This window comes from Flavobacterium sp. SH_e, from assembly GCF_025717045.1.
In the GTDB taxonomy this organism is placed as follows: domain Bacteria; phylum Bacteroidota; class Bacteroidia; order Flavobacteriales; family Flavobacteriaceae; genus Flavobacterium.
This window is the reverse complement of the sequence record NZ_JAOVZN010000005.1, coordinates 68,239-85,712: the sequence shown is the minus strand read 5'-3', so window position 1 is coordinate 85,712 and position 17,474 is coordinate 68,239. Positions and strand designations below refer to the sequence as shown.

The 17,474-nt window shown below is 32.8% G+C and carries 16 protein-coding genes; 7 read left to right on the top strand and 9 right to left on the bottom strand.

Going from position 1 to position 17,474, the window contains the following annotated elements:
• Positions 1–6 precede the first annotated feature (6 nt).
• From OD917_RS08205 to OD917_RS08195, 3 genes are all read left to right on the top strand, one after another.
• On the top strand, positions 7–531 hold the full coding sequence (locus OD917_RS08205; protein ID WP_111283925.1) for a hypothetical protein: 525 nt from the start codon (positions 7–9) through the stop codon (positions 529–531).
• A gap of 47 nt (positions 532–578) precedes the next feature.
• Positions 579–1,049: a nuclear transport factor 2 family protein gene (locus OD917_RS08200; RefSeq protein ID WP_263523072.1), complete on the top strand. Its 471-nt coding sequence runs from the start codon at positions 579–581 to the stop codon at positions 1,047–1,049.
• A 129-nt stretch (positions 1,050–1,178) separates the two neighbouring features.
• A complete protein-coding gene (locus OD917_RS08195) occupies positions 1,179–2,921 on the top strand; it encodes an APC family permease (RefSeq protein WP_263523071.1) in 1,743 nt (580 codons plus the stop codon).
• Positions 2,922–3,312: 391 nt separating this feature from the next.
• Here OD917_RS08195 and OD917_RS08190 read toward each other — a convergent pair whose 3' ends face one another.
• Positions 3,313–4,800 carry an aminotransferase class V-fold PLP-dependent enzyme gene (locus OD917_RS08190; protein WP_263523070.1) on the bottom strand — a complete coding sequence of 496 codons (1,488 nt, stop codon included), beginning with the start codon at positions 4,798–4,800 and terminating at the stop codon, positions 3,313–3,315.
• A 184-nt stretch (positions 4,801–4,984) separates the two neighbouring features.
• Here OD917_RS08190 and msrA point away from each other — a divergent pair, with 184 nt between their 5' ends.
• Positions 4,985–5,518, top strand: coding sequence for a peptide-methionine (S)-S-oxide reductase MsrA (gene msrA / locus OD917_RS08185; protein ID WP_263523069.1), 534 nt, complete (start codon positions 4,985–4,987; stop codon positions 5,516–5,518).
• Positions 5,519–5,707: 189 nt separating this feature from the next.
• Positions 5,708–7,276 (top strand): protein adenylyltransferase SelO, encoded by a 1,569-nt coding sequence (locus OD917_RS08180; protein ID WP_263523068.1) that lies wholly within the window; start codon positions 5,708–5,710, stop codon positions 7,274–7,276.
• A 73-nt stretch (positions 7,277–7,349) separates the two neighbouring features.
• Here the strand turns inward: OD917_RS08180 and OD917_RS08175 are convergent, their stop codons facing one another.
• Together OD917_RS08175 and OD917_RS08170 are read right to left on the bottom strand one after the other, a co-directional pair.
• A complete protein-coding gene (locus OD917_RS08175) occupies positions 7,350–8,318 on the bottom strand; it encodes a YpdA family putative bacillithiol disulfide reductase (RefSeq protein WP_263523067.1) in 969 nt (322 codons plus the stop codon).
• Between the two features lies 1 nt (position 8,319).
• Positions 8,320–8,793, bottom strand: coding sequence for a CYTH domain-containing protein (locus OD917_RS08170; protein ID WP_263523066.1), 474 nt, complete (start codon positions 8,791–8,793; stop codon positions 8,320–8,322).
• Between the two features lie 184 nt (positions 8,794–8,977).
• On the opposite strand from OD917_RS08170, the gene OD917_RS08165 reads away from it, so the two are divergent.
• Both OD917_RS08165 and OD917_RS08160 read left to right on the top strand, forming a co-directional pair.
• Positions 8,978–9,889 (top strand): OmpA family protein, encoded by a 912-nt coding sequence (locus OD917_RS08165; protein ID WP_263523065.1) that lies wholly within the window; start codon positions 8,978–8,980, stop codon positions 9,887–9,889.
• A 20-nt stretch (positions 9,890–9,909) separates the two neighbouring features.
• Positions 9,910–10,455, top strand: coding sequence for a hypothetical protein (locus OD917_RS08160; protein ID WP_263523064.1), 546 nt, complete (start codon positions 9,910–9,912; stop codon positions 10,453–10,455).
• Between the two features lie 97 nt (positions 10,456–10,552).
• On the opposite strand, the gene OD917_RS08155 is transcribed toward OD917_RS08160, so the two are convergent.
• The 6 genes from OD917_RS08155 to OD917_RS08130 form a co-directional block, all read right to left on the bottom strand.
• A complete protein-coding gene (locus tag OD917_RS08155) occupies positions 10,553–11,587 on the bottom strand; it encodes an o-succinylbenzoate synthase (RefSeq protein ID WP_263523063.1) in 1,035 nt (344 codons plus the stop codon).
• An 80-nt stretch (positions 11,588–11,667) separates the two neighbouring features.
• A complete protein-coding gene (locus OD917_RS08150) occupies positions 11,668–12,906 on the bottom strand; it encodes a tetratricopeptide repeat protein (RefSeq protein ID WP_263523062.1) in 1,239 nt (412 codons plus the stop codon).
• 177 nt (positions 12,907–13,083) lie between these two features.
• Positions 13,084–13,761: a metal-dependent hydrolase gene (locus OD917_RS08145; RefSeq protein WP_263523061.1), complete on the bottom strand. Its 678-nt coding sequence runs from the start codon at positions 13,759–13,761 to the stop codon at positions 13,084–13,086.
• Positions 13,762–13,789: 28 nt separating this feature from the next.
• On the bottom strand, positions 13,790–14,752 hold the full coding sequence (gene menA, locus OD917_RS08140; protein WP_263523060.1) for a 1,4-dihydroxy-2-naphthoate octaprenyltransferase: 963 nt from the start codon (positions 14,750–14,752) through the stop codon (positions 13,790–13,792).
• A 102-nt stretch (positions 14,753–14,854) separates the two neighbouring features.
• Entirely contained in the window at positions 14,855–15,688 is an 834-nt protein-coding gene (locus OD917_RS08135) for a 1,4-dihydroxy-2-naphthoyl-CoA synthase (protein ID WP_012024845.1), read from the bottom strand.
• 791 nt (positions 15,689–16,479) lie between these two features.
• Positions 16,480–17,334, bottom strand: coding sequence for a S1 RNA-binding domain-containing protein (locus OD917_RS08130; RefSeq protein ID WP_263523059.1), 855 nt, complete (start codon positions 17,332–17,334; stop codon positions 16,480–16,482).
• Between the last annotated feature and the right edge of the window lie 140 nt (positions 17,335–17,474).

The following is a 17,474-nucleotide window of genomic DNA, read 5'->3' as shown; positions in this document are numbered from 1 at the left end:
ATATATATGAATTTTAAACTACCACTACTTCTGTTATTATTTATTTCAACTTTTGCTTCAGCACAGCAAACTATAAGTGTAAAAGGTTCAGCTCCTTATCCAGCGACACAAGAATATACTTTTATATGCGAAAAATATGCTTACTCCGGCGAAATCAATGTTCAAATAGCTAAAACGGAAAAAGGAGGTGTTTTAAAACTAACCGTTTCTACAGCAAGTGACAAAGCAAAAATTGCTGGTGGCGTTTATGTCGATTTGACAAATGCTGATGTTATTGCATGTACAGATAAAAATGTAAAAGAATCTGCAGATGGAAAAACAACTGCTTACTATTATTTTACACCTGCAGAATGGCTGAAGCTTAAAAAGACAGATATTTATGCAATAAGATTCATAATTGCTGGTGGACCAGATATTTCAGGAAATCTAACAGGGCACTTTACAGCTTATAGTAAAGTGAAATATTTCTCAACAGCATTTGACAAGTCTAAAAAAACATTTGATACAGCTAAAGAAATTAGTGTTTTATAATGATTTTTTAATCTAATAAATCTTATATTTAACATAAATATTTTTTTATGAACGCAAATGAAGCCTTAATCACAAAGTTTTATACCGCTTTCGCTAACGCTGATGCAAAAACGATGAGCGAATGTTATCATCCAAAAGTTCATTTTATTGATCCCGCTTTTGGTTTATTAAAAGAAAAACAGGTTTCAAAAATGTGGGAAATGCTGCTTTTAAAAAGTAAAGGAAATTTAAAAATTGAATTTTTCAATGTAAAAGCAGATGATTCAACTGGTTCTGCAAATTGGACGGCTACTTATAATTTTAGTAAAACCAACAGAAAAGTGATCAATAAAATAAGCGCCGAATTTGTTTTTCAAGATGGCCTAATTATCAAGCATACAGACAATTTTGATGTATGGAAATGGTCAAAGCAAGCCTTTGGAACAACAGGTTATTTACTTGGCTGGACAGGATTTTTCCAGAAAAAAATACAGACTCAGGCTTTATTATCACTTCAAAAGTTTCAAGAAACCAAATAATATCCTTAAGTTGAAAACCCCTAATTACATTAAAGTATAAAAGGGTTTACAATTTAATATCCGCCTTTTGCCCGATTATAATTATTTGTTGCTCATTGTTTTGTACTAAAGTGTCAATTCAAAATACTGATGAAAGAAATCGTACACAAAAAATTAAATCAATTACAGGCAACTGCAATCTGCGGAAACGATATTAGTTCTTCTTGTCTATACGTTTCAGCTTTAACCATATTATATGCTGGCCAATATGCTTGGATTTCACTTTTAATTGTTGCTGTTGTATTATTTCTTTTCAGAAAAATTTATGGTGAAGTTGTTGGAGCAATTCCTTTAAATGGAGGTGCTTACAATGTTTTATTAAACACTTCTACTAAACGTTTAGCTTCTTTAGCCGCAACTTTAACAGTTTTGTCATACATGGCAACTGCTGTAATCTCGGCATCCGAAGGAATGCACTATTTGCACGGAATATTTGACGGACTAAATGTTACAATTGCAACTGTCGTCGTTTTAGTTTTATTTACTGGATTAGCCATTTTAGGAATTGGAGAATCTGCTTTTGTCGCCGTTATCATTTTCATGACTCATATTGCGACTTTGACCTTGTTGGTTTTAGCATCAGTATGGTTTGTATTAATGAATGGCTTAGATATTTTTTATATCAATTGGCAAACTCCAATAACTTCTGGAAGTATTAGAACAGCACTTTTCTTAGGATTCTCTGCCGCAATGCTCGGAATATCTGGTTTTGAAAGTTCTGCCAATTTTGTCGAAGAACAAGAACATGGCGTTTTTCCTAAAACACTCCGAAACATGTGGGGAATTGTTAGCTTCTTCAATCCCATAATTGCTATTTTATTGATTAGTGTAATTCCGTTAACTGAAGTTGGAGAAAATAAAGAATCACTTTTAGCTTATTTAGGGCAAACAACTGGCGGAGCATGGCTTGCTTGGCTAATTTCTATTGATGCTGTTATGGTACTTTGTGGAGCAGTTTTAACTTCATTTGTTGGTGTTTCGGGACTTTTAAACCGAATGACATTAGATCGAATTCTACCAAATTATTTTCTTAAACAAAATAAAAGAGGTTCTCATTACAGAATCGTTATAAGCTTTTTAATTCTCTGTATTTCAGTTCTTTTCGCAACAAACGGACATCTAGAATCATTGGCTGGAGTTTATACTTTTTCATTCTTAGCTGTAATGGCACTTTTTGGAATTGGAAACTTACTTCTTAAATACAAACGCAGAAAACTTCCAAGACCTGAACGCGCTCGAGGAATTGCCGTCGTTCTTGCAGTAACTTTTGTTATTACAGCTTTTATCGGGAACATGCATCTTAACATCAATTCGTTTTACACATTCTTGCAATATCTTATTCCAGCTTTAATTTTTATTGGTATCATGCTAAACCGTGTGTTTTTAATCCGATTATTGATTGAAGCTTTAGAATATTTTTACCAGCCATTACGAAAAATGGTGATTATAAGTAACCGTTATCTTCAAAATTTAAGTTCAGAAATCAATTCGCAAGAGTTTGTCTTCTTTACTAAAGGTGACGATATCACTATCTTGAACAAAGTCCTGCAATATGTTGAAGACAATGAAACAACCAAAAAACTTAAAATAGTTCACGTAAAAAGTGATACTGTAAATAACGAAGGGCTCAAAAAAGACTTAGAAGTTTTAGACCGTGCTTACGACGGTTTAGATATTGAATATATAGAAATTGAAGGAACATTTGGTCCAGAAATTATAGACGAACTTTCTCAAAAATGGAAAATCCCTAAAAACTTTATGTTCATAGGGTCTCCAGGAAATAGATTTTCATACCGAGTTGCAGATCTAGGAGGCGTCAGATTGATAATGTAATTTTTTAGAAGCAGACGAATTCGTGTTTTCATGAACACTCGTCCCGCTATCCGTTTCAATCTTTTGCGCCGAACCCCGGCACAAAAGGATTTCCACTTCTATCGGGGCTAGACTAGAAATATCATTTTCATAAAAGAACAAAATTAATTGTCTTAGAAGTCCTTTGTCAAAGTTTAAAACTTTGACAAAGGTCCATACGTAAAATTGACAAACCCGACAGATTTGAAAACCTGTCGGGTTTAATAATTTATCTTTGTCAAATTTTAAATTTTGAAAAAAATCTTTTAAAAGCAAGCTTTGCGATCTCAACAGGAACTAATATTTAGCTCAAAAAAACTTCCAAAACGCCGCGAATCCTTTGAGAACTCTGCGTTAAGAAAACAATCAAAAGTTAAGACTTAAACCAACTCTCAACTAATTCATCTTCAAAAGAATTCGCATCTTTATGAATAAACTCATTACGGTTTTTATCATAAGAATAATCCAAAGCCCATTCTTTATGATTTGCCGCTAATTCTTTTATGCTGTTACAAACAAAAGCAATTTCTTTATCTGTAGTCGTTGGGTGAATAGACATTCTAATCCATCCTGGTTTTTTGATCAAATCACCAATTGTAATTTCATTTACCAATTTATTAGAAGTTTCTTGATCAACATGCAATAAATAATGGCCGTAAGTTCCTGCACAGCTGCATCCTCCTCTAGTCTGAATTCCAAAACGATCGTTTAAGATTTTAACTCCTAAATTAAAATGAAGATCATCAATAAAAAACGAAATTACACCAAGACGCTCTTTGTGCTGTCCTGCTAAAATTTTAATATTATCAATTGGATCTAATTCAGAGAAAACATAATCTACAATTTCGTGTTCACGCTGCATAATGTTTTCAATCCCCATTTCTTCTTTCAATTCAATGGCAAGAGCAGTTTTTATAACCTGAAGAAAACCAGGCGTTCCGCCATCTTCACGATCTTCAATATTATCAATATATTTATGTTCTCCCCAAGGATTTGTCCAGCTTACTGTTCCTCCGCCTGGGCAATCTGGAATCATATTATTGTATAGCTTTTTATTAAAAATCAAAACCCCAGAAGTTCCTGGACCGCCCAAAAATTTATGAGGCGACATAAAAACAGCGTCTAAATAAGCTTCTGGATCAGCAGGATGCATATCAATTTCAACATAAGGTCCTGAACAAGCAAAATCAACAAAACAAACACCATTATATTGATGCATTAATTTTGCCGCTTCATGAAAAGGAGTTCTTAATCCCGTAACATTCGAACAAGCAGTAATAGAAGCAATTTTCAACGTTCTATCCTTATATTTTTCCAATAAAACTTCCAGATTCTCTAAGTTAAAAAGCCCTTTTTCGCAAGACGGAATAATCTCTACATCTGCAATAGTTTCTAACCAAGAAGTTTGATTAGAATGATGTTCCATGTGTGAAATAAAAACAATTGGCTTTTTCTCAGCAGGAACATTGGTGAAACTTTTTAAGTTTTCAGGGATTTTCAATCCTAAAATACGCTGGAATTTATTGATAACTCCAGTCATTCCGGTTCCATCTGTAATTAAAACATCATCATTGCTTGCATTTGCATGACGCTTAATAATATGTCTTGCATGATGATATGCTTTTGTCATTGCAGTACCTGAGACAGTAGTTTCAGTATGAGTATTGGCAACAAACGGTCCAAATTGATTTAAGAGTTTCTCTTCAATCGGGCGATACAATCTTCCGCTGGCAGTCCAGTCAGTGTAAATAATTGATTTTCTGCCATAAGGAGAGGTAAATTCTTGATTTATTCCGACAATATTCTGCCTAAATTCCTGAAAATAAGTTTCCAGTGTCATGGTACTATTTTTGCTATTCATTAGTTGTGCCTTGTGTTGGATTGCAAATATATAGTTTTTTTATAAAATTGCGAATTTATCAATAGTAAACTTCAAACACTATATTACTGTTTAGTATTTTTAGTTAAAAGAACTTTTTTTTTAATAAATTATCATAATATCCTATCGAATTAATAGGCATTAAACTTATAGAAAGTAATTACTTATGGGAAATTTATCAGTTGCTACTTTTGGTGGCGGATGTTTTTGGTGTATTGAAGCTGTAATTCAGCGTTTAAAAGGTGTAGAATCAATAAAATCGGGTTATTCAGACGGGTTTATCAAAAATCCAGCTTATCGCGAAGTTTGTACTGGAAGAACAGGACATGCAGAAGTGATTCAAGTGACATTTAACCCTGACATAATTTCATATCATGACTTAATTTTCATTTTCATGACAAGTCATGATCCAACAACTCTAAACCGTCAAGGTGGCGACAGTGGAACACAATATCGTTCTATTATTTTGTATCATAACGATGAACAAAAAGAAATTGCTGAGAAAGTATTTGAAGAGGTACAGCCAGCTTATGCAGATCCAATTGTAACACAATTAAAACCTTTTGAAGTTTTTTACGAGGCAGAAGATTATCATCAAAACTATTATAATGAAAATCAAGAAGCTGGATATTGTCAAGTTGTAATTGATCCAAAAATCCAAAAACTTAAAAAAATGTATGCCGACATGTTAATTGACTAATTTTAAGTTTGACACAAATTATACAGATTAAAAAGATTTTATTTATTGTCTATTTGCTACCAATTACTCGAATTCTCACGAATGTTATTTTAACTAAACCTAAAAATTAGTGGAGACTTGTGTTATTCGTGGCAAACAAAAAAATCCATTAATCTGTGTAATCTGTGGCAAAAAAGAAAAATCAACAAAATGAAAAATCTTAAAATAAATAATCGCTTTACAGCAGAATTACCAGCAGATCCAGACTTGGCAAATGAAGTTCGTCAGGTTAAAAATACGCTATTTTCATACGTAAATCCGATTAAACCTTCAAATCCTAAACTAATTCACGCTTCTGAAGAAGTTGCTGAACTAGTTGGCATTAACAAAGATGAAATTCAATCAGAAGAATTTCTAAATACTTTTTCTGGAAAAGAAGTTCTTCCAGAAACTCAACCATTTGCCATGTGTTATGCTGGCCATCAATTTGGAAATTGGGCAGGACAATTAGGTGACGGCCGCGCCATTAATTTAACGGAAGTTGAAAACAATAATCAGTTTTATACCCTTCAATTAAAAGGTGCCGGTAAAACGCCATATTCTAGAACAGCAGATGGTTTAGCTGTTTTGCGCTCTTCTATTAGAGAATATTTATGTGCTGAAGCCATGTATAATTTAGGAGTTCCCACTACCCGATCACTTTCGCTTATTCTTTCTGGAGATCAGGTTTTAAGAGATATTTTATATAACGGAAATCCTGCTTATGAAAAAGGCGCAATTGTTTGTCGAGTTGCGCCTTCATTTATTCGTTTTGGAAGTTTTGAAATGTTGACGGCGAGAAACGAGCTAAAAAACCTTAAACAATTTGTAGAGTTTACAATTCAGCATTATTTCCCTGAAATTAAAGGCGAACCAAAAGAGCAATATTTACAGTTCTTCCAAAAAGTTGCAGATACAACTCGAGAAATGATTTTGCATTGGCAACGTGTCGGATTTGTTCATGGTGTAATGAATACAGATAATATGTCGATTCATGGAATCACGATTGATTATGGTCCATATGGCTGGCTGGAAAATTATGATCCAGATTGGACGCCAAATACAACTGACAGTCAAAATAGAAGATATCGTTTCGGAAATCAGCCTCAGGTTGCACAGTGGAATTTGTTTCAATTGGCAAATGCGCTTTATCCTTTAGTTAATGAAGCTGCACCTTTAGAAAAAATTCTAGATACATTTATCAATGATTATGAAAATGATTACAAATCAATGTTTTTAAGCAAATTAGGGATATTTACTTCAAGTGAAGCTGATGATAAAATCATTAAAGGTTTAGAAGAAATTCTGCAATTATCAGAAACCGATATGACGATATTTTTTAGAAATCTTAGTAAAATTAAAAAAGATGATTCTGTAGAACAAGCATTCGAAAAAATAGAATTTTCATTTTATATTCCTGAGGAAATAAGAGAAAATATTTTAGATGCTTGGCAAAAATGGTTCACAGTTTATTTGAAAAGACTAAACACCGAAACACTTTCAGATGAAGAAAGAGCTTCAAAAATGAATCAAATTAATCCAAAATATGTATTGCGAAATTATATGGCTCAATTAGCCATTGATGCTGCGGATAAAGAAGATTATTCTCTAGTTGATGAATTATTTCAACTTTTGAAAAATCCATACGATGAACAGCCAGGATCTGAAAAATGGTTTGCAAAACGCCCAGAATGGGCAAGAACTAAAGTTGGCTGTTCGATGCTTTCTTGTAGTTCTTAATTTTTTTTGCCACAGATTAAAAAGATTTCAATGATTAATCCTTTTGAACCCTTTAATCTGTGGCAAACTTTTTTTATTTAGAGCTAATATAATCCATAATTAGATTAGCATGAATTCTCGAGTTTTCAATAAACCATTTATGCGTCTGCATTCCTCCACACACAACACCAGCGAGAAATAAACCTTCAATATTCGTTTCCATCGTTTCTGGATTGTAAGACGGAATTTTTAATTCATCCTCAGAAAGCTTAATTCCCATTTTTTGAAGAAAATTTAAATCTGGTTTGTAGCCAGTTAAGGCTAGGACGAAATCATTTTCAATCGTAATTTTTCCGTCTGGAGTTTCAATTTCTACTTCGTCTTCTCGAATTTCAGTAATATTTGATTGAAAAAAAGCTTTAATACTTCCTTCGGCAATACGATTTTCAATATCAGGTTTTACCCAATATTTAACACGGCTATTGATTTCGTTTTTACGAATTACCATTGTTACATCTGCTCCTTTTCGCCAGCATTCTAAAGCCGCATCTACAGAAGAATTATTAGCCCCAACAATCAAAACTTTTCTAAAAGCATATTCGTGTGCTTCTTTGTAATAATGTCGAACTTTTGGAAGATTTTCCCCTAAAACACCCATTTCAATTGGGATATCATAGAAACCTGTTGCAACTATAACATTCTTAGATTCGTAATTTTGTTTATCGGTAGTGATTTTGAAAATTCCGTTATTTTTCTGAACATCAGTTACTTTTTCAAATAAATTAATATTGAATTTAAAGTAACGATGAATATTTCTATAGTATTCCAAAGCCTCTTGACGTCCAGGTTTTGGTGCTAAACAATTAAACGGAATTTCACCAATTTCTAATCTTTCTGCAGTAGAGAAAAAGGTCATGTAAAGAGGATAATTAAAAATACTATTTACAATCGCGCCTTTTTCTATAATTAAATATTTTAATTTCTTCTTTTCGGCTTCTATTGCACAGGCAAGACCAATTGGACCGCCACCAACAATAATAAGGTCATATATTTCTTCTGTCATTTTATTTTTGCCAGTCTTTAAAAGGATTTTTACTTAAATAGGCGTTATAGTATCTCTCGTCGTTTGTAACTTCTTCACCAAGCCATTCTGGTTTTTCAAAAGCTTCGTCTTCCGAATTTAATTCGATTTCAGCCATAACTAAGCCTTCGTTTTCTCCATAAAATTCATCAACCTCAAATACGTGATCACCAGATTTTATTTCATAACGAGTTTTTTCAATTTTACCTTTTTCGCACAATTTCAATAATTCCTGAGCTTCATCTAGCGGAATTTCATTTTCCCATTCAAAACGGGACATACCACCACTATGGCTAATTCCTTTGATTGTGATAAAGCCTTTATGTCCTTTAATTCTAACCCTAACTGTACGCTCAGGAGCAGAACTCAAGTAACCCTGAGCGATCTTATTTTGAGCAAAAGCTTGATTCTTGAAGTCGTTAGATTTTACAAGAAATTTTCTTTCTATTTCGACCATATTAAATGTACATTATTTTTTATGCAAGTTACTCATTTTAATCAAGCTACTGAAATTATAGAAAATCAAAAATTTGTTAATTGATCACAATACAAACAAATTTAAAATATTAAAATAACTGATTATTAACACATTACACATTGTTATTTTAACTAAATTTGATAAAATCTTAATTTCATCATCTATGTCTAAAAAAGCACTCTATCTATTAGGCATTGCTGTAACGATTATTTTAGGTACTTTTTTATATCTAAAATTTTGCTGCAACTGCTGTGAGAAAACAACAACGGATGATACTCCAAAAACAGCTTCCCCTACTGTTCAAGAGCCCAATTTTGTTCCGTTTGTATTAAATGGCTCGGGAATTGAATATCGTACAAATGATAATCTCAAGTTCCTCAAAAACAGCGCAAGGCTTATTATGCCTGTAAGTGACTCGATTACAACTGGTATAGACAAATTAAAAGCATTTTTGCAAGCAAATCCTAAGCAGAAATTAACGATTACTGGTTATGCAACCTCTGATGAAACAAATTCAACTACTTTTGAAAATTTAGGTTTAGCAAGAGCGAATGATATCAGAAATTATTTTGTTTCAAAAGGAATACCTGAAAGTCAGTTTGATACAAAAGGAGAAATTTTAGATAAATGGAAAATGAACGCAGATACTCTTCTAGGACCTGCAGATTATTCATTTGAAACTGTCGATTCTACTTCTACTGCAAATGATGAATGGAACGCATTAAAGACTAAAATTAATGCAGATCCTCTGATTCTCCATTTCAATACAAATCAATCCCGACAAACATTAAGCGATACCGAGAAACAAAAAGTTGCTGATATTGCTAAATATATTGAAAATGTAAAAGATGCTGTAGTTCTAGTTGTCGGTCATTCTGATAATGTTGGAAATCGTGATTCTAATATTGTTCTAGGCCAAAAAAGAGCCGAATTCTCTAAAGATTATCTTTCTAAAAACGGAATTGATAGTGCCAAAATTGAAACAAACTCTAAAGGTCCAGACGATCCAATTGGTGATAATAGTACTCCAGAAGGGAAAGCAGAAAACCGAAGAACAGTAATTACAATCAAATAATTAATCAAAAATATACGATCATGAATATACCTTGTATCTTAATACCAATACTAGTTGGCTTAATTTGTGGAATTTTGGGTTACTTACTAGGAAAAATGAACTCAAGAAATGATGATTCACTTTCAGCATCGCTTCAAGCCGATTTAGACGCGTGCAAAGCTAATACGCGAAATTTAAATGCAAGAATCTCTACCTTAGAAGCTGATCTTGCAGCAAAACCTAAAGCAACAGCACAATCATTTACTGCTACAGCTCCTGTAATTATTCCTTTTGATGCGGCATTGGCTGAAAATGTATTAGGCAAAAAAATAAAAGAAAATGATTTGAAAATAGTTGAAGGAATTGGCCCTAAAATCGAAGCTTTATTTAATGACGCAGGAATAAAAACTTGGCACGAACTATCTCTAACTTCAACAGAAAGACTGCAATCTATCCTAGATGCTGGTGGCGAAAACTTCGCTATGCATAACCCGAGTACATGGGCTAAACAAGCATCAATGGCTTATCAAGGAAAATGGAAAGAATTAAAAGACTGGCAGGATAATCTTTTGGGAGGGAAAGAGTAAAAAAAAGGTTCAAAGGTACAAAGTTGCAAAGGATCAGAGGTTTTCTGCTTTGCTCTCTTATACCTTTGAACCTTTGTTACTTTGTACCTTTGGCAACTCAAAAAATGGATTCCCATTCTTTTGAGTTACTATACCATAAGTGTCCATTTTTTACTTCTAGCGGACAATCTATATTATTAGTATATAATGCTCCAGTTCCTAAACCTTGTGGCATATCTGAATTTAAAGTATATGTCCATTGCGCAATAGCATTTAAACCAATATTACTTTCTAACGCTGATGTAATCCACCAGCCTATATTATACCTTTCTGCTAAAGTGATCCATTCTTGAGTACCTTTAAAACCACCAATAAAACTTGGTTTTAAAATAATGTACTGAGGCATAATTTCTTGAAGTAATTTTTCTTTTTCGTCGAATGAAAATACACCAATTAATTCTTCGTCTAAAGCAATAGGAAAAGGTGTTTGTTTACACAATTCGGCCATTTCTAAAATATTACCTTTTTTAATAGGCTGCTCTATACTATGAAGCTGAAATTGATCTAATTGATTCAGTTTATCTAAAGCTTCTAATGAAGAAAAAGCACCGTTTGCATCAACTCTAATTTCGATTTGCTCTGCCGAAAAATGACTTCTAATAAATTGCAATAATTCCAGTTCCTTATCGAAATCAATAGCTCCAATTTTAAGTTTTATACAGTTAAAACCATCTGCTAATTTTTCTTCGATTTGCTGTTTCATAAAAGCAGATTCGCCCATCCAAACTAATCCGTTTATCGCAATTGATTTTAAATTATGTGTAAAATCTGAAGGAAATAAAAGATATGGATTCTTGCTCTTAAGAGATAAAAAAGCCATTTCAATTCCGAATTGGATTGAAGGAAATTCTAATAAGGCGTTCCAAAGTGCAGCTTCTCCTAAATGAATATTATCGCAAGCCCATTTTAGTTTTTCTTCATAATCTGCGCGGTCATCTGCGCTTAAGCCACGCAGTATACCGCACTCTCCTATTCCTCTTTTGCTGTTTTCTTCCAAGATTATAAACCAAGTTTCTTTCTCGGTCATAATTCCTCTGGAAGTTCCAGACGGACGTTTAAATTCTAGTAAATATTTATGATAAGATGCTTTCATTTTTTAAGATACTAAGGTGCTAAGATACTGAGGTGCTAAGCTTAAAAAAAACTTCGAGAAGCACTCCATATCTAAGAATCTTAATTGTATAATTTTAAGATTTTTTCAAAATCTTTCGATGGCAAACCTGCTTTTTCAAATGCGGCAAAATCTAATTTGGTTTTTGCAACCCAACTTAAACTGTCCGTTACATTTTGAGTCTGATATTTTTTGTAAATCGCCTTAGCTGCACTGTAATCATCACTTACCAAATACGTATGTGCTAAATTTAATTTGACTAATAATTCTGTGTCGTCCAATTTTTCGCCTTCTTGAAGCGCTTTTAAGGCTTTTGCATATTGTTTGGTCAAAATATAGCAGTATCCAAGTGAACTATAATCTAATGCCGTTGCTTTTCCTTCGTTTACAATTGTATTTAATTGCGGAATTGCTTCGTTATACTTTTGAGCTTTAATTAAAGAGGCAACTTGTGTTCTTAAATCATTGAATACATTTTTAGAAATATCAGCATCTTTGTAGCAGCTGTTTCCAAAATCTTTGTACACTTTTGTTTTTTCTACAGCCAATAATTTTTGAAACTCATCATAGCGATATTGCTTCATGATTTTGTTTAAGATACAAACGCAAAAATCATCAGAATTGGCCATTTTTTGTGCCATTGTAGAAGTTTTGCACAAACTTATGATTTCGTTTTTGTTATCTTGATTCCAACCTCGGTTCAATTTTGTATCTACCCAAGGCACAACTTCTAAGACTACTTTTTGACTTAATAGCCAGTTTTTGCTTTCGAAGCCAAACCAAATCGTGCTAATATTCTCTTTTAAACAAGATGATTTATTGACAGATAATCTTTTAGCATCTTTGCTTACAGGCTCTGCCTGAGAATAGCAAGCTTGATCAATTTTGCCATCTGCTACATATTTCTTAGCGTTTTCGTTGGATGTGAAAATTGAATAAGTGCATTCGTCATCACCTGAAATTTTTGACATTAGAAAAACTGCACCTGCAGAACCTTGGCTTACTCCTGTTGGATCTGGAATAGCTTTTAATAAAGAAACCAAGCTATTTGCCATTTCTTGGTTTTTATCTAAAAGTGTGATTCTGTATACAATTTCTGTGGTTCCAACTGGTAAGTCTTCTGTTGGTATAGAAATTCTATCACGCGCAGGAACCATAATTTCTTTGGTTGTAGCTCGCTCTTTGTCCCAATAGCCGTCTTTTTGAGCAAACGCATTAAAGGAAAGAGTAATTAAAAGAGATAGAATTATTTTTTTGAAAGTTGAATTTTGTGAGGATGTTTTAATTGCCACAGATTTCACAGATTAAAATGATTTTTATTTTAAAAACTTCACTAAATGAATAACATAGATTATGCCAAATAACTTTCTTATGGAATTGAGTGTCTTAGCCCCCGATAGTAGCGATATCCTTTTGTGGTGTCCCGACAACTATCGGGAGCCACAAAAGATATAGCGTACAGCGGGATTAGCTCCTAATTATAATTCAATAGAATCTCCTATTGGTAAAAGCATTAAATCTTTCCCTTTATCGAAAAATTTGCGAATTGCTTCTTCATGATTAATTTCTATATAACCAAAAGTATCGAAATGATATCCTAAAACTTTATCGCATTCTACAAAATCTGAAGCAATAATAGCATCTTCAACATCCATTGTAAAGTTATTTCCGATTGGAAGAATTGCTAAATCCAATTTTGTACGAAGCGGAATCAATTTCATATCGTATGTCAACGCAGTATCTCCAGCGATGTATATGTTTTTGTGCTCACCTTCGATTACAAAACCTCCAGGGTTTCCTCCATAAGAACCATCCGGAAAACTGCTTGAGTGAATTGCATTTACATACTTCACTTTTCCGAAATCAAATTTCCAGCTTCCACCATGATTCATTGGATGAGAGTTGAATCCTTTTTTTGCATAATAACTTGCAATTTCTGCATTAGAAACAATAACTGCATTTGTATTTTTAGCAATTGCTTCAACATCCAAAACGTGATCAGCGTGCGCATGAGTTAATAAAATATAATCGGCTCTGATAGTGCTTAAGTTGATTGCTGCTGCTTGTGGGTTTCCGGTAATGAATGGATCCACAATAATGTGTTTTCCCCCTACTTCAATTCCTAATGAAGCGTGTCCGTAGTATGTAATTTTCATTTTGTTAAGTTTTAAGTTTAACGTAGTTTTATCTTCCTCCTAAAAATAGGTTTACAATAATGTCTGAAATCAATGAAATCATACAGACTGTAAGCAATATTGAAAGCAGGAATGTACTTAATGCCAGTTTTTTTAATTCTGGGTCTAATAATTTTGGATCTTGGTTTTTGTAAACCGTGATTAAATGCTTTGTTAATGGAATATAAGCCAATACAAATAGATATTGATCGAAGTTATAATCACTTAAAATAGCGAAAATAACCACCAAAAGCATTGCGCCTACAATCAAAGTATAATGGTAAATCTTAGCTTTTTCGGCTCCCATTTGCACTACGATTGTATTTTTACCTGCTTTTTTATCTGATTCTTGATCGCGCATATTATTCAAATTCAAAACACCAACGCTCAATAATCCGATTGCTACTGCTGGAAGAATTAAAAGCGGATCAACTTCTTTTGCATAAAGAAAGTTTACTCCTAATGTGCTCACTAATCCGAAGAAAATGAAAACAAATAAATCCCCAAATCCTCTGTAACCGTAAGCTGAATTACCAACTGTATAACGAATTGCAGAAATAATAGCGGCAATTCCTAACAATAGAAAAAAGATAGAGTATCCAAAATTGTCTTTTCCGAAAGCGAAATAAATCAATATAATTGAAGACAATAAAGTCAATAATGATGTAATGATAATAGCCTTTTTCATTGCCTGAGGCGTAATAACACCACTTTGAATAGCACGTTGTGGCCCAACTCTGTCTGCATTATCGGTACCTTTTACTCCGTCACCATAATCATTTGCGAAATTGGATAAAACCTGTAATCCTAATGTTGTCAATAATGCAAAACCAAATACTTTCCAGCTGAAAACTTCTGTTGGAGTATTAATAGTTTCTGTTGGATTTGACAAGGCATATATACTTCCAACTATAATTCCGGAAACTGATAAAGGTAATGTGCGCAGTCTTGCGGCTTCAATCCAATGTTTCATTTATATTTTGTTTAGTTTTTAATTTTGTTTCAGTTTTCAAGTTTCACGTTTTGTGTTGAATTTTGCAACTTGAAACCTGAAACTTTAAACAATTTTAACTTTTTATGGTAACCACTTATTTTCGCCGAAATTTGGTTTTCTTTTCTCTAAGAAAGCATTTCTACCTTCTTTAGCTTCTTCGGTCATGTAAGCTAGACGAGTTGCTTCTCCTGCAAAAACTTGCTGTCCAACCATTCCATCGTCTGTTAAATTCATTGCAAATTTCAGCATTTTTATAGATGTTGGCGATTTTTGAAGAATTTCCTGCGCCCATTCGTAAGCAGTTGCTTCTAATTCATCGTGTGGAATTACAGCATTTACCATTCCCATTTCAAAAGCTTCTTGTGCAGAATAATTTCTACCTAAAAAGAAAATTTCACGAGCTTTTTTCTGACCCACCATTTTAGCCAAATATGCAGATCCGTAACCTCCATCAAAGCTTGTTACATCTGCATCTGTTTGTTTAAAAATGGCGTGTTCTTTACTTGCAAGCGTCATATCGCAAACTACATGCAAACTATGTCCGCCACCTACAGCCCAACCTGGAACTACTGCAATAACTACTTTAGGCATAAAGCGAATTAAACGCTGTACTTCTAAAATATTTAAACGGTGCTGACCATCATCTCCAACGTATCCTTGGTGTCCGCGTGCATTTTGATCTCCACCACTACAAAAAGAATAAACTCCATCTTTTGTTGAAGGTCCTTCAGCAGAAAGTAAAACAACTCCAATTGAAGTGTCTTCTTGAGCATCGTAAAAAGCTTGGTATAATTCTGAAGTAGTTTTAGGACGGAAAGCATTTCTAACATTTGGTCTGTTAAAGGCTATTCTCGCTACTCCATTGCATTTTTTATAGGTTATATCTTCAAATTCTCTGGCTGTAATCCAATCCATTTTGATTTTCTTGTTTAATAATTATACGGTAAAAATAAGGCATTTTTACTATTTTACCTACTCAATTTACCTTAAGTCTTTGTGAAATTGACTTACAATGTTAACAATTGGTATTTACTTACAAAAAATAACATTTTTTAACATTAGTTTAGAAAAATAATAATTAATTTTACACCCTAGAAATCAATGAGATACATTTTATTTCAATGATTTCAGATTGATTTTCTTTCACTGATTTATTAACCTAAAAAATGATTTTTTTGAGAAAATTTAAAAAATTTGTCGCTCATTTTTTTAGGGTTTTAAGTAACAAACCTCAATTAAAAGAGCAAATGATTTATGTGTTTGTCGAAACTTCAAAAAGAAAAAAGTAACACCTAAGGTTAAATGTTAGAATTGTATCTATAATTAGTATAGAAATGATAACGAAAAGAGGAAAAAAGTACTAATTCACACTTTCTAAAAGTTATTTTATACAACCAATGGATTGAGCCGTGAAATTCTTTTTTTGCTTTTAAGATAGGTACATTGATTATTTAAAAGACATACCCATCAATGGAATGATTTCTAAAATTCGTAAAGCTGTTATTCTGAGATGGATTCGAATTATTTTATTTCTGTTTTTTTTTAATTACAATTTTTTTTAAAACTAGAATAAAAAGCGAAAGGCTGCTCGTAATGGGCAGCCTTTTGTGTTATAATAATTTTACTAACGCAAAATAAATTCCAAAAATTATAGATTTCAATTATCAATTGGAATTTGGAATTTTAATCTTGGAATTTTTAAGTTTTTACTCTTTCACCAGATAAATCCCGTCTTCTTTTATTTCAATCAGTTTTTCTTTGTACAAAGATCCAATTGCTTTTTTAAACGATTTTTTACTCATTTTCAAAACAGTCTTAATATCTTCTGGATGAGAATTATCGTTTAGACGAAGAAAACCTCTGCTTGCTCTTAATTCGCTTAATATCTTCTCTGCATTTGGTTCAATACTTTCAAAACCTTGTGCCTGAACTGCAACATCAATTTTATTATCAGGACGAATATTTTTAATATAACCACGCATTCTGTCTCCAGTTCTTATAGAATCGTCGTAAACTTCATCTTTATACAAAAGACCTTTGTGACGTTCATTTATAATTACATTGATTCCCATATCTGTAATATGAGAAACAATCAAATCAACTTCTTCGCCTTTTTCAACCGTTAAATTGTCATTATTCAAAAACTGATTTGTTTTACTCGAAGCAACTAAACGATTGGTTTGTTTGTCCATGTACAAGTAAACCAAGTAGCGTTTTCCTTTTTCCATTGGGCGTGCTTGTTCTTTAAACGGAACAAGAATGTCTTTTTCCATTCCCCAATCCATAAAAGCACCTACATTATTGATGTAATTTACTCTTAAAAGCGCAAATTCATTCAATAAAATATAAGGGACCAAAGTCGTGGCAACTGGTCTCTGTTCATGATCTAAGTAAACAAAAACGATTAATTCTTCACCAATTTCAAATTCTTTTGGAACGTATTTATTTGGAAGTAAAACATCGTGAATTCCTTCTGGATCGTTTTCAGGATCTCCTAAAAACAAACCAACTTTGGTATCACGTAATATAGTTAGGGTATTGTATTTTCCTATTTCTAGCATTTTCATATGTTTCTAAGCAGTAGAACTGCTAAGTTTCTAAGTCGCAAAGGTACGAAGTTTGACGCGGTAGAAAGAAATTAATTTTAACAAAACTTAGTTTGTAGGTAAAAATTAAAAAATCCCTTTAAAGGCAATTGCTA